Below are 12,842 nucleotides of genomic sequence, written 5' to 3'. Positions count from 1 at the left end.
TCCCGCTCGCGCGATCGCGGTGGGGCCGCCGCGTCCTGGCGGGCGGCGACCTGCGACGATGGCGTACGTGGCAGCCACCTCGACTCGCGGCAACCCCTCGCTGGGCGACATCTTCCGCAGCGTCGGCGTTCTGGCGGGCGTGATCGCCGCGATCGCGCTCGTGTTCAACCTGCTGAACGACCCCGAGCCGCGGCTGCCCGGCCCCGTCGACTACCAGCCGGCGCTGGCCGTCGCGCGCGAGGAGTACGGGTACCCCGTCCTCGCGCCCGAGCCCGTCCCCGACGGCTGGCGCGCCACCAGCGTCGACTTCGCGCAGGAGGAGACCGGCGACCTCTGGAAGCTGGGCTTCCTCATCGGCGAGGGCGATGCGTTCGTCGGCCTCGAGCAGACCGACGGTGAGATCCAGAGCTACCGCGACGACCGCCTGGCCGACTTCGCCGCCGAGGGCGAGAGCACCATCGACGGCGTCACCTGGGAACGCCTCCTCGAGGACGACGACCAGCCCGACCGCGCCCTCGTCCGCGTCGACGGCGGCGCCATCACCATCGTCCGCGGCACGGTCTCGTACGAGGAGCTGGAGGAGTTCGTGCGGCTGCTGCGCTGAGGCTGTCACAGCGCGGGGTGGTGCGGCACCTTCGGTGGTGTGGCGGGCGATGACGGCAGCGGGCCGGTCCGGCGGGCCCTGACCGGCCTGCTCGACGCCTGGCTCGAGCTCGACCGCGGCAGCACGCTCGCGCTCGAGCGGGCGCGGGAGCGGGCGGCCGTGGTGGCGCGGGCCGTGGGTCCCAGGGGCGGGGCGCTCGCCGAGCAGGCGCCCGCGAAGGTGGCCCTCGGCGCGGCGGCGGCCTCGGACTCGCTGGCCGACCTGGCCCGGGTGTTCGCCGACGAGGCGGGCGCATTGGTGGCGCTGCTCACCGGTGTGGCCGGTTCCGTGACGCCGGCCGTGCTCGGCTCCGGTCCGGACGCCGTCGTCGACGCCTTCCCGCCGGGTACCGCGCGCCACTACGTCGCCGACCTCGTCACCGACGCCGCCCGCGACCAACGCCAGCCGTCGTCGGCCGCCGAGAAGGCGCCCGCGGTCAACGCGATCCCCCTCTCGGTCGCTGCCGGCCTGCGCGCCGCGTTCGGCCGCTCGCTGGGCGACGACCTGCTGACGATGATCTGTCACCCCCGCGGCCACGCGGTGCAGCTCCACGGCCCCGATGTGCCGGACGAGGCGCTGATGGCCCGGGTGAGCTGGAAGAAGGACCCCATGGGCCGCGCCGACGCGAAGAACTCCTGGCGCCGCGACCCCGACGGCACGGTCCACACCAAACACGGACTCGGCCACGTCGCCGGCAAGTTCACGACGGTCGAGGCGCTGGTCAAGCCTCTGAAGGCCCTCCTGGCCCACGCCGGCGGCACCATCGACGCCCTGCACGCCTACCTGGAGGACGTGGCCGACGAGGGCCGTGTGCGGCTCTTCGTCCCGGCCGACGCTGCTGGTCTCGGGCCCGGCGACACCCTCGGCTTCCGCGGCTCCGGCACCCGCACGACAGCGACGGCGCGGCACTGGAGGTCGGCCCGCGGCGACACGATGCAGACTGGCGGTGGACCGATGCCGATCGTCCGTACCGACCAGATCGCCGAAGGAGAGGACCCGGGAGCTGCCATGATCTTCCGCAGGACCGAACCCGGAACGTGGGTACTGGTGACCTGCTATCCGACCGAGGTCCCCGATGAGAAGTTCACCCGGCTGAGGAGCACGACCTCGTGACAGAGACGACCCGCAACTACGACCGCATCCTCGGGAACTGGTTCACCGGCGTCGACAACGACCCGGACGGCTACACCGAGGGATGCGAATCCGTCGCGAAGTGGGAGCGCGAGCCGGAGCGGAGCGAGCAGCTCGCCGCCTTCAAGAAGGAACTGGCGGCGCACGTCCGCGACTCCTCGGACACGCCGTTGAGCAAGCGCGAGACGCAGTGGCTGAATGACGAGTGGTTGCGCAATCTCTGGTACGACCTGTTCGGACCCGAGCCGGCGCCGGGCGACCCGTACCCCGTCCCGGCAGAGGAGTGGGGGCATCCGCGCGAGACGCCGTACATCGAGTACGCCGTCGGTGACGAGGCCGACAGCACCGAGGCCGAGAAGGCCTGGTTGGCGCAACGCGGCCTCACCCACGCCGACATCCGGCGCGGCTACTCCTGGCGTCAGCAACCGCCGGCGGACTACGCGGACCGGCTGGCCCGGCTCACCGCCGAAGGCAGGCGCACGTCCTACGACGGCGAGGTCTGATCGTCGGTGCCGGCGCCGCTGGCGGCGTCGAGCTTGGCCCGGGCGCCGTCGAGGTAGCGCTCGCACAGGGCGGCCAGTTCCTCGCCGCGCTGCCACAGCGCCAGCGACTCCTCCAGCGTGCTGCCGCCGGCCTCGAGCTTCGCGACAATCTGGATGAGCTCGTCGCGGGCCTCTTCGTAGGTGGGTTCGGCGGACTGCATGGGACGCCAACCTACCGGATCTCGGCGGCGATCTCGCCGCCCGTCACCAGCAGCCGGACGTGGTCGCCGGCGACGACGTCGGAGGGGCGGCGCACGACGGTGCCGTCGTCCTTCTGCACGACGGCGTAGCCGCGCTCCAGCGTGGCGGCCGGCGACAGCGCCCTGATGCGGGCCCGGGTGTGGTCGACGTCGACGGCGGCGCGGTCGAGCGCGTGCCGCACGGTGCGCCGGGCCCGCTGCACGAGGGCGTCCAGCTCGGTCGCGCGCAGCCGCAGGCCGTGGTGCGGGTCGGCCAGCGCGGGCCGCGACCGCAGCGACGTCAAACCGGCACGCTCGCGGTCGAGCCGGTGCCGGACGGCGGACCGGATGCGCTCGCGGGCCCGTCCGACGCGCTCCGCCTCTTCCAGGACGTCGGGCACGACCCGCTTCGCCGCGTCGGTCGGCGTGGACGCGCGGACGTCGGCGACGAGGTCGAGCAGCGGGGTGTCGGCCTCGTGTCCGATCGCGCTGACCACCGGAGTCGTCGCCGCCGCGACGGCACGCACCAGCGCCTCGTCGGAGAACGGCAGCAGGTCCTCGACCGACCCGCCGCCGCGGGCGATGATGACGACATCGACCTCGGGGTCACGGTCGAGTACCCGCAGGGCGTCCATGACCTGGCTGACGGCGTTCAGCCCCTGCACGGCGACCGGCTCGACCCGGAACCGCACCCCCGGCCAGCGCCGCCGCGCGTTCTCCAGCACGTCGTGCTCGGCCTTGGAGTCGCGCCCGCAGATCAGCCCGACGACCCGCGGCAGGAACGGCAGCGGCCGCTTGCGCGCGTCGGCGAACACCCCCTCGGTGGCCAGGATCTTCCGCAGCCGCTCGATGCGCGCCAGCAGGTCGCCCAGCCCGACGGTGCGCAGCTGGTCGGCGGCCAGCGACAGCGTGCCGCGGGTGAAGTACCACGAGGGCTTCGCGTGGACGACGACGCGGGCGCCGTCTGCCAGCGGCGCCTCCAGCGCGTCCAGCAGCCCGACCGGGCAGGTGACGGTGACCGACACCTCGGCGTGCGGGTCGCGCAGCGTGAGGAACGCCGTCGACGTGCCCGGACGGCGGGAGTACTGCGCCACCTGCCCCTCGACCCAGACCGGGCCGAGCCGGGCCACCCACTGGCCGATCAGCTGCGAGATGACGCGGACCGGTGCGGGCTTCTCCGGGGATGTGTCGAGGGCCACGATGGGCACCGTACCCGCTGGGACCGACGCCCACGGCACCTACCATGGGAGACATGACTGATACGGGCCGAGTCCTGCTCGCCGCACCCCGGGGCTACTGCGCGGGCGTCGACCGCGCCGTCGTCACCGTCGAGAAGGCGCTCGACCACTACGGCCCGCCGGTCTACGTCCGCAAGCAGATCGTGCACAACAAGCACGTCGTCGAGACGCTCGAAGAGCGCGGCGCCGTCTTCGTCGAAGAGCTGTCCGAGGTGCCCGAGGGCGCGCTCGTCGTCTTCTCCGCCCACGGCGTGTCGCCCATGGTGCACGCCGAGGCGTCCGACCGCGGGCTGCGCACCATCGACGCCACCTGCCCGCTGGTCACCAAGGTGCACAACGAGGCCCGCCGGTTCGCCAAGGACGACCTCGACATCGTGCTCATCGGCCACGCCGGGCACGAGGAGGTCGAGGGCACGTCGGGCGAGGCGCCCGAGCACATCCAGCTGGTCGAGAGTCCGGACGACGTCGACAACGTCCAGGTCCGCGACCCGTCCCGCGTCGTCTGGCTGTCGCAGACCACGTTGTCCGTCGACGAGACGTACGAGACCGTCGGCCGGCTGCGCGAGCGGTTCCCGGCGCTGATCAGCCCGCCCAGCGACGACATCTGCTACGCCACCCAGAACCGCCAGGTCGCCATCAAGGAGGTCGCCGCCGAGTCCGAGCTGGTGCTCGTGGTCGGCTCGGCCAACTCCTCCAACTCGGTGCGGCTGGTCGAGGTCGCCCTCGACGCCGGCGCCGACGCCGCCTACCGCATCGACAACGCGTCCGAGATCGACGACGCCTGGTTGGAAGGCGTCACCACGGTCGGCCTGACCAGCGGCGCCTCGGTGCCCGAAGACCTCGTCGACGGCGTCGTCGCCTACCTCGGCGAGCGCGGGTTCCCCACCGTCGAGGAGCACCGCACCACCGAGGAGTCACTGATCTTCTCGCTGCCGCGCGAGCTGCGCCGCGACCTCAAGGCGTCGGCCGGCTCCGACTGACGGCGGTCAGCTCTTCTTGTCCCTGCTGCCGCCGAGACCGGCGATCAGCAGGATCAGCCCCCAGATGCCGAGCGGCCAGATCGGCCAGAACCGTTGCAGCTCGCCCGACGCGATGCTGCTGATGCCCCAGATGCCGATCATGATGACGGCGCCGCCGACCCAGCCCTGCCACTCGTCGATGTACTCGCGCAGCTCGCGCTTCTTCCGCTCGGCGACGGCCTGCTGCTCCTGCTCCTCGGCCTGACGGCGTTCGCGCTGCAGCGGCTGCGGGAGGTCGGCCGTGAGACGGTCGAGGTCGCCGTAGGTGCGTGACTGCCACACCGCCTGGATGCGGCGCTCGTACTCGTCGTTGTCGAGCCGCCCCTCGCCGAAGGCGTCGCGCAGGTCCTCGGCCACCAGCTCGCGATCGGCGTCGCTCGCCCGCTGTTCCGGCCGCCGCGCGGGCAGGTCGCTCATCCCGGCGTTCTCCTCTCGTGTGTCCGAGCAAGAATACGACCGGAACCGGGCCGGACCGGTCACGTGGAACGCCTAGCGCGGACTTCCGGCGCATGTGGCGGGACCTTGGTCCCTGGCCGCCGGGGTCCGGCCTGTGGAATCTGAAGGTGTGGACGCGCTTGCCCGTGCCGATTCCCCCGGCCTCGAGAACCTCGGCCGGTCCGACTGCTTCGCGCTGCTGCGGTCGGTGCCGATCGGGCGCATCGTGTTCACCGAGGCGGCGCTGCCGGCGATCCAGCCGGTGAACTTCGTCCTCGACGGCGACGACGTGATCATCCGGACGGGGATGGGGTCGAAGCTGGCCGCCGCGACCCGTTCCGCCGTCGTGGCGTTCGAGGCCGATCAGTACGACGAGGACGCGCTGGCCGGGTGGTCGGTGGTGCTGGTCGGGCGGGCCGAGGCGGTCGTCGACGAGGCCGAGCGGCGTGAGCTGGCGACGCTCGGGCTGACGCCGTGGGCGCTGGGCGAGCGGCCGCACTACATCCGCATCCGCCCGGAGATCGTCCGGGGCCGCCGGATCCGCCGTCCGGCCGCGCTCTGACCATCCCTTCGCTCCGCGGCACCGAGCCGGACCCGTGTCACTGCGGCCGCGGCCAGCGCCGTCACCCCGACCCCGAGCGCCGCCCCCGCGAGCACGTCGTGCGGGTAGTGGACGCCGCCGGCCACCCGCGCGAGCGCGATCGCCGCCGCGACCGGCACCACCAGCGGCCACACCGACGGCACGACGAGGACGCAGGCGGTCGCGAGCGCCGCGGCGATGGTCGCGTGGTTGCTGGGCCAGGACCAGTCGCCCGGTGACGGACAGCCGAGCACGGTCTCGACCGCGACGGCACGACACGGCCGCTCCTCGGTGACCACGACCTTGAGCAGTTCGCTGGCGCCGTAGGCGAGCACCGCACCCACACCGGCCGCGGCCGTCAGCGCGAACCGTCCCCACTCGCCGCGCGCCGCGACCATCACGGCGATCGCCAGCGCCGCCGCGACGAGCGCCAGCAGTCCCCGTCCGGCGGCCAGCTCCACCACGTCGCGCAGCCAGGGCGGCGCGTCCGACGCGGTCCCGGCGATGTCGCGGTAGACGGGATCTCGGACGGGGACGGCGGCGGCGCCGACCGCGCCGAGACCGGCCGTGAGGACGACCGTCCGGCGGCCGGGCCGCGTTTCCAGCTCGGTGTCGATCATCCGGTCAACGCTAGGAACGCGCAGGCCAGAGCACATCTGACCAAGGTCGGCGCCGTCCCTGCGACGTTCGTCGTACGCCGGTCGGGGCGGGGTGGACGATCTTCGCATCCGGCCCGGCGTGGGTGCGGGCGCTCGGGGCTGCGGGCGCGCCGCCGCGTCGTCCGTCCGGCACCCGCCGCGTCGTCCGTCGGGCGCGCGGCCGGGTCGTCCGTCCGGCACCCGCCGCGACGTCCGTCCTGCGCGCCGCCGCGTCGCCCGGCCGGCACCCGCCGCGGCCGATCGCCGCCCGCGGCTGTGACGTGGTCCTGACAACTGGTCACAGCCCCCTTGGCAGACCATCACCCCTCTGCTAACTTTCTTTCCAATTCGATTCGAGGCCATTCCGGCGCAATGTTCCGATGGCTGGGAATCGGTCGATCCGCGTCGGCCGTCCACCAGTCGCGTCGGCGAGTCATACCCCTGGTCAATGGTGCGCGTCGGCCTGCGCGCGCCCTCGTGGAGGTGACGCGTCACCGCGATCGGACCCCGCACGGACGAGCCTCTCGCAAGGAGTCAGCGCATGAAGACACGATGGCGTACCGCGGTGGCGTACGGCGCCGCCGCAGGCCTGCTGGTCACGAGCGTCGCGGCGGCGTTCGCCGGCCAGCCGTCGGGACCGGACGACGATCCGGCGGCGGCGTCGGAGCCGGCACAGACGCGCGGCGCCGCCGCGGCCGAGAACGGTTACCGCAACGTCGGCTACTTCACCCAGTGGGGGATCTACGGCCGCGATTTCCTGGTGCAGGATCTCGACCTCACCGGCGCGGCGTCCGACCTCACGCATCTCAACTACGCGTTCGCCAACATCCACCCGGACACGTTGACCTGTTTCGAGGCGAATCGTCCGAACGGGCCCAAGGACTCTCCAGCCGAGGGCGACTACGCCGGCGACGCGTGGGCCGACTACGGCCGCGGGTTCGCCGCCGGCGACTCCGTCGACGGGGTCGGTGACACCTGGGACCAGCCGCTGGCCGGCAATTTCAACCAGATCAAGGAGCTGAAGGCGAAGTACCCGCACCTGAAGGCGCTGGTCTCGATCGGCGGCTGGACGTGGTCGCGGCACTTCTCCCGCGCCGCCGCCACGCCGGAGAGCCGCGAGCGGTTCGTGTCGTCCTGCGTCGACCAGTTCCTGCGCGGCAACCTGCCGGTGATCGACGGACGGGGCGGGCCGGGCGCCGCGGCGGGCGTGTTCGACGGGTTCGACATCGACTGGGAGTGGCCCGGCGTGCCGGAGGACCTCCAGCACCCCGGCAACCACTGGTCGCCGGACGACAAGGAGAACTTCACCGCGCTGCTGGCCGAGTTCCGCCGTCAGCTCGACGCGCTGGGCGCAGAGACCGGCGAGTCGTACGAGCTGAGCGCGTTCCTGCCGGCCAACCCCGTCCTCGTCGACGCCGGCTGGGACGTCACGCAGATCTTCGACTCCCTCGACTTCGGCAACGTACAGGGCTACGACCTGCACGGCACCTGGCGGCCGGACCTCGCCGGTCACCAGGCCAACACCCACGACGACCCGGCGAACCCGCTGCCCGACGGCCAGCGCTTCAGCGTCGACGCGGCGATGAGCTACTACGTCGACCGGGGCGTGCCGCCGTCGCAGCTCACCGTCGGAATCCCGCTCTACGGCCGGGGCTGGACCGGGGTCACGGACGGCGGGACGCACGGGGCGTGGCAGCCGGCCACCGGCGCCGCGCCGGGCGAGTTCCCGGAGGAGCCGGGGACCGACCGCTACCGCAACCTGCGCGGCGGCCAGATCTTCCACGACGAGGAGGTGCTTGCCTCGTGGTCGTACGACGGCACCGAGTTCTGGTCCTTCGACGACCCGTGGCTGGTGGACAAGAAGGCCGACTACATCACCGCCGGCGGCTTCGGCGGCGCGATGTGGTGGGACCTCGCCGGCGACCACCAGAACGAGCTGGTCGGGCTGATGGGCTCGCGGCTGGCGACCGGCGGGCCGGACGATCCGGGCGGCGGCGACGCGTCCGGCGGTGACGTCTCGGGCGGCGACGTCTCGGGCGGCGAGGGCGGCGGGCCGGAGGGGTGCACGGAGCCGGCCTGGGACCGGGCGACGGTGTACGTCGGCGGCGACCGCGTCTCGCACGACGGTCACCACTGGACCGCCCGGCACTGGACCCAGGGCGACACCCCGGCCCCGAGCGAATGGGGTCCCTGGCGCGACGACGGCGCCTGCTCCGGCGGGACGGACACCGGCACCGACGTCGGCGCGGTCGCTGGGACAGAGACCGGCTCCGAGACCGGCTCCGAGACCGGCGCCGAGACGGGCGGCGACACGGGCTCTGAGACGGGCGGCGACGCCGGCACCGAGGCCGGGTCGGAGACCGGCACCGAGGACGGCGGTGAGCCCGGCGGCCCGGGCGATCCCGGCCACCGCTGGCTGACCGGCTACTGGCACAACTTCGACAACGGCTCCACCGTGCTGCGCGTCTCGCAGGTGCCGGCCGCGTACAACCTGCTGGCCATCGCGTTCGCCGACAACCTGGCGGGCACGCCGGGCGGCATCACGTTCAACCTCGACACCGGCGGGCTCGGCGGCTACACCGTCGACCAGTTCAAGGCCGACGTCGCCGCCCGCCAGGCCGCCGGCGGTTCCGTCGTCATCTCGGTCGGCGGCCAGAACGGCCACGTCAACGTCACCAACGCGACCGAGGCGGCCAACTTCGCCCAGACCACCTGGGCGCTGATGCAGGAGTACGGCTTCGACGGCGTCGACATCGACCTCGAGCACGGGATCAACGCGACGTACATGGAGCAGGCGCTGCGGCAGCTGCGGACGCTGGCCGGTGCGGACCTGATCGTCACCATGGCGCCGCAGACGATCGACTTCCAGGCGCCGACGTACGAGTACTACAAGCTGGCGCTGGCGATCCGCGACATCCTCACCATCGTCAACATGCAGTACTACAACTCCGGCACGATGATGGGCTGCAACCAGCAGGTCTACGGCCAGGGCACGGTCGATTTCCTGACCGCCCAGGCCTGCATCCAGCTCCAGGCCGGACTCGCGCCGCACCAGGTCGGGCTCGGCCTGCCGGCGACGTCACAGGCGGCGGGCGGCGGCTACCAGTCGCCGTCGAACGTCACGGCCGCCCTCGACTGCCTGGCGACGGCGACCCGCTGCGGCAGCTTCGTACCGGCCGAACCGTGGGGTCCGATCGGCGGGGCGATGACCTGGTCGGTCAACTGGGACGCGACGAACGGCTACCAGTTCGCGAACACGCTGGGCGCCTATCTCGGCACCGGCTGACCTCCGCGACCAGGCGACGGGTGAGTGCCGCGGCCTCACCGGGCACCCACCCGTCGCCGCCGTCCGCCGGACCGCGCCCGCACACAGCCGTCCGCCGTGTCTACTCGCAGCCGCCGGCCGCGCACGAGCAGCGGTGCGCCGCGCGCCCACAGCCGCCGGCCGCCCGCCATGTGCCGCCCCGCTGGCCGTCCGCCGCGCGGCCACAGCCGCCAGCCGTCCGCCATCTGCCGCCCCCGCTGGCCGTCCGCCGCGCGCCAACAGCCGCCGGCCGTCCGCCGGGCCCACTCGCAGCCGCCGGTAGTCCTCCGGGCCCCGCGCCCGGCGTCCTCCGGGCCCCGCGCCCGGCGTCAGCCGTCGGTACCGCTGCGCCGCCGCGATCGCGACCCCTTCCCCGTCGCCGGGCCGAGGCCGAACCGGGGATCGACCTGGATGTCCTCGAGGGCGATGAGCGCGTCGTCGACCATCTCGGGCGCCTGCAGCTGCCGCGCGGCCCGCTCGACCTGCGGCGGCGCCTCGAGTTCCTCGTCGACGACCTTGAGGTCGGCCATCTTGCGGGCGCTGACCAGGACCCGGCTCTCGAGCGAGCTGACGCCGTCGTTGTAGGCCTTGACCGCGCCGTCGAGCTGGCGGCCGAGCCGGGCCAGGTGGCCGCCCATGGTCGCCAGCCGGGAGTGCAGCTCGCGGCCGAGGCTCAGCACCTCCTGCGCGTTCTGCGCCAGCGCCTCCTGCCGCCAGGTGTAGCCGACCGTGCGCAGCAGCGCGACCAGCGTGGACGGCGTCGCGATGACGACGTTGCGCTCGAAGGCGTGCTCGAACAGCGTGGGGTCCTGCTCCATGGCGGCGTTGAGGAACACGTCGGACGGCACGAACATCACCACGAACTCGGGCGTGGGGGTGAACTGCTCCCAGTACTGCTTGCCGGCCAACGAGTCGATGTGCGTCTTCAGATGCCGGGCGTGCGCCGCCAGCCGCTTGTCGCGCGTCGCCTCGTCGCGGGCCTCCTGTGCCTCGAGGTAGCCGTTGAACGCCACCTTCGCGTCGACGACGACCTTCTTGCCGCCGGCGAGGTGGACCAGGAGGTCGGGGCGCAGCTTGCCGTCGGAGGTGTCGGCGGTGGCCTGCTCGGCGAAGTCGACGTGCTCGACCATGCCGGCCGCCTCGACCACCCGGCGCAGCTGCAGCTCGCCCCACCGGCCGCGCACCTGCGGCGCGCGCAACGCCGTGACCAGCTGCTGGGTCTCGAGCCGCAGCTGGTCGGAGCTCTTGCCCATGGTCTCGAGCTGGGTGCGCAGCTCGCCGTAGGCCGTGGCCCGCGCCTTCTCCAGCTCGTTCGCGTGGTCGGTGACCTTGTTCAGCTGGTCGTTCAGCGGCTTCACCATGGCCTCGACGGCCAGCCGGCGGTGCTCGAGCTCGGTCTTGACCCGCTCTTCCGACCCCTTGAACTGCTCGGTCGCCAGCTCGAGGAAGTCGGCGCGGTTCTGCCGCAGCGCGTCGGCGGACAACCGCTGGAACTCCTGCGTCAGCCGCTCCTGCTCGGCGCGGAGCATGGCCAGCTTCTCTTCGCCGCTGCTGCGCGCGTGTGCCAGCTCGGTCTCCAGCCGGGTCTGCTCGGCCTGGGCATCGAGCATGCGCTCGCGGTCGACCTCGCGCTCGGCCTGCAGGTCGGCCTTCTCGCGCCGGACGGAGTCGAGCTCGGCCCGTGCGGCGTCGCGCTCGGCGGCGACCGTGGCGGCGGCGCCGGCCGTGCGGACGCGGACGAGCAGCGCGCCCACGACGCCGCCCAGGAGGAGGGCGACGAGGGCGGCGAGGACGCTGGAGACGTTCATGGGGGCTACTTTGCCGGGGACCTCCGACAAAGTCGGGGAGGCGCGGCGGGAACCGGTCCGGAACAGGGCTTTCGTCGCACTTCAAGATCCGCTTCGTCGCCGGCCGCCGGGCCACGTACCCTTGGCACCTGTGAGTCTCACCATCGGCATCGTCGGCCTGCCCAACGTCGGCAAGTCCACGCTGTTCAACGCCCTGACGAAGAACGACGTGCTGGCCGCGAACTACCCGTTCGCCACCATCGAGCCCAACGTCGGCGTCGTCGGCGTGCCCGATCCGCGGCTGGCGAAGCTGGCCGAGATCTTCGGCTCCGCCCGCCAGCTCCCCGCCACCGTCAGCTTCGTCGACATCGCGGGCATCGTGAAGGGCGCCTCCGAGGGGCAGGGCCTGGGCAACAAGTTCCTCGCCAACATCCGCGAGGCCGACGCGATCTGCCAGGTCATCCGCGTCTTCAACGACCCCGACGTCGTCCACGTCGACGGCCGGGTCGAGCCGAAGGCCGACATCGAGACGATCAACACCGAGCTGATCCTCGCCGACCTGCAGACCATCGAGAACGCCCTGCCGCGCCTGGTCAAGGAGGCGCGCATGGCCAAGGACAAGCAGGAGACCGTCGCCGCCGTCGAGCGGGCCAAGGCCGTCCTCGACGGAGGGCAGACCGTCTTCGCCGCCGGCCTCGACCTCGAGCCGCTGCGCGAGTTGCACCTGCTCACCGCCAAGCCGTTCCTCTACGTCTTCAACATGGACGACGAGGAGCTGTCCGACGACGGCCTCAAGGCCGAGCTGCGCGCGCTGGTCGCGCCGGCCGAGGCGATCTTCCTCGACGCCCAGATCGAGGCCGAGCTGTCCGAGCTGGACGAGGCCGAGGCGCTGGAGCTGCTGCAGTCGATGGGCCAGGACGAGTCCGGCCTCGACATGCTCGCCCGCGTCGGGTTCGACACCCTCGGGCTGCAGACCTACCTCACCGCCGGCCCCAAGGAAGCGCGCGCCTGGACCATCGCCAAGGGCGCCACCGCCCCCGAAGCGGCCGGCGTCATCCACACCGACTTCCAGAAGGGCTTCATCAAGGCCGAGGTCGTCTCGTACGACGACCTGGTCGCGACCGGCTCGATGGCGGAGGCGCGCTCGAAGGGGCTGGTCCGCATGGAGGGCAAGGACTACGTCATGGCCGACGGCGACGTCGTCGAGTTCCGCTTCAACGTCTGAGCACCGACTGATTGCCCTTCATCAGGGCTGATGCAGATCTTCGGATCGGCCAGAATCACAAGCCTCCTGAACTGTCCGACCCTTCCGTTAATCTGCGGCTCGCGGGGGCACGATCAAGCCG

Annotated in this window: 12 protein-coding genes; 7 read left to right on the top strand and 5 right to left on the bottom strand. The window is 72.6% G+C overall.

Features of this window, described 5'->3' with window-relative positions; genetic code table 11:
• Positions 1-67: 67 nt before the first annotated feature.
• Genes BLU82_RS23395 through BLU82_RS23385 form a run of 3 tightly spaced genes read left to right on the top strand, consistent with a single transcriptional unit; the run spans position 68 to position 2,277 of the window.
• A complete protein-coding gene (locus BLU82_RS23395) occupies positions 68-604 on the top strand; it encodes a DUF4245 domain-containing protein (protein ID WP_157741210.1) in 537 nt (178 codons plus the stop codon).
• Between the two features lie 39 nt (positions 605-643).
• A complete protein-coding gene (locus tag BLU82_RS23390; RefSeq protein ID WP_092623424.1) occupies positions 644-1,756 on the top strand; it encodes a hypothetical protein in 1,113 nt (370 codons plus the stop codon).
• The gene (locus tag BLU82_RS23385) at positions 1,753-2,277 is read left to right on the top strand and encodes a hypothetical protein (RefSeq protein WP_092623423.1); all 525 of its coding nucleotides are present in this window, start codon (positions 1,753-1,755) and stop codon (positions 2,275-2,277) included. Before BLU82_RS23390 ends, BLU82_RS23385 begins: the two co-directional genes overlap by 4 nt.
• Here BLU82_RS23385 and BLU82_RS23380 read toward each other — a convergent pair.
• Entirely contained in the window at positions 2,259-2,477 is a 219-nt protein-coding gene (locus BLU82_RS23380) for an exodeoxyribonuclease VII small subunit (protein ID WP_092623422.1), read from the bottom strand. The genes BLU82_RS23385 and BLU82_RS23380 overlap by 19 nt on opposite strands.
• Positions 2,478-2,488: 11 nt before the next feature.
• The gene (gene xseA / locus BLU82_RS23375) at positions 2,489-3,694 is read right to left on the bottom strand and encodes an exodeoxyribonuclease VII large subunit (protein ID WP_092626189.1); all 1,206 of its coding nucleotides are present in this window, start codon (positions 3,692-3,694) and stop codon (positions 2,489-2,491) included.
• Positions 3,695-3,738: 44 nt separating this feature from the next.
• Here xseA and BLU82_RS23370 point away from each other — a divergent pair, with 44 nt between their 5' ends.
• Positions 3,739-4,713: a 4-hydroxy-3-methylbut-2-enyl diphosphate reductase gene (locus BLU82_RS23370; RefSeq protein ID WP_092623421.1), complete on the top strand. Its 975-nt coding sequence runs from the start codon at positions 3,739-3,741 to the stop codon at positions 4,711-4,713.
• A 6-nt stretch (positions 4,714-4,719) separates the two neighbouring features.
• On the opposite strand, the gene BLU82_RS23365 is transcribed toward BLU82_RS23370, so the two are convergent.
• Positions 4,720-5,169, bottom strand: a complete 450-nt coding sequence (locus tag BLU82_RS23365; protein ID WP_092623420.1) for a DUF1707 domain-containing protein — start codon at positions 5,167-5,169, stop codon at positions 4,720-4,722.
• Between the two features lie 148 nt (positions 5,170-5,317).
• Here BLU82_RS23365 and BLU82_RS23360 point away from each other — a divergent pair, with 148 nt between their 5' ends.
• On the top strand, positions 5,318-5,749 hold the full coding sequence (locus BLU82_RS23360) for a pyridoxamine 5'-phosphate oxidase family protein (RefSeq protein WP_092623419.1): 432 nt from the start codon (positions 5,318-5,320) through the stop codon (positions 5,747-5,749).
• Here BLU82_RS23360 and BLU82_RS23355 read toward each other — a convergent pair.
• The gene (locus BLU82_RS23355) at positions 5,686-6,387 is read right to left on the bottom strand and encodes a phosphatase PAP2 family protein (RefSeq protein WP_197682411.1); all 702 of its coding nucleotides are present in this window, start codon (positions 6,385-6,387) and stop codon (positions 5,686-5,688) included. The genes BLU82_RS23360 and BLU82_RS23355 overlap by 64 nt on opposite strands.
• Positions 6,388-6,946: 559 nt before the next feature.
• Between BLU82_RS23355 and BLU82_RS35240 the strand changes: the two genes are divergently transcribed.
• Entirely contained in the window at positions 6,947-9,691 is a 2,745-nt protein-coding gene (locus BLU82_RS35240; protein WP_197682410.1) for a glycosyl hydrolase family 18 protein, read from the top strand.
• A gap of 347 nt (positions 9,692-10,038) precedes the next feature.
• On the opposite strand, the gene rmuC is transcribed toward BLU82_RS35240, so the two are convergent.
• Complete coding sequence (gene rmuC, locus BLU82_RS23340; RefSeq protein WP_092623417.1) at positions 10,039-11,517, bottom strand: DNA recombination protein RmuC; 1,479 nt, start codon at positions 11,515-11,517, stop codon at positions 10,039-10,041.
• Positions 11,518-11,647: 130 nt separating this feature from the next.
• Here rmuC and ychF point away from each other — a divergent pair, with 130 nt between their 5' ends.
• Positions 11,648-12,721, top strand: a complete 1,074-nt coding sequence (gene ychF / locus BLU82_RS23335) for a redox-regulated ATPase YchF (protein WP_092623416.1) — start codon at positions 11,648-11,650, stop codon at positions 12,719-12,721.
• Positions 12,722-12,842: the final 121 nt, after the last annotated feature.

It is taken from the genome of Jiangella sp. DSM 45060, from assembly GCF_900105175.1.
GTDB lineage: Bacteria > Actinomycetota > Actinomycetes > Jiangellales > Jiangellaceae > Jiangella.
This window is presented reverse-complemented; position numbering and strand designations above follow the sequence as displayed.

Bases quoted from the DNA above. Each gene is read 5' to 3' on its own strand.
- BLU82_RS23380 (WP_092623422.1), bottom strand. From the start codon at position 2,477: ATGCAGTCCGCCGAACCCACCTACGAAGAGGCCCGCGACGAGCTCATC.
- BLU82_RS23370 (WP_092623421.1), top strand. From the start codon at position 3,739: ATGGGAGACATGACTGATACGGGCCGAGTCCTGCTCGCCGCACCCCGG.
- BLU82_RS23365 (WP_092623420.1), bottom strand. From the start codon at position 5,169: ATGAGCGACCTGCCCGCGCGGCGGCCGGAACAGCGGGCGAGCGACGCC.
- BLU82_RS23355 (WP_197682411.1), bottom strand. From the start codon at position 6,387: ATGATCGACACCGAGCTGGAAACGCGGCCCGGCCGCCGGACGGTCGTC.
- BLU82_RS35240 (WP_197682410.1), top strand. From the start codon at position 6,947: ATGAAGACACGATGGCGTACCGCGGTGGCGTACGGCGCCGCCGCAGGC.
- rmuC (WP_092623417.1), bottom strand. From the start codon at position 11,517: ATGAACGTCTCCAGCGTCCTCGCCGCCCTCGTCGCCCTCCTCCTGGGC.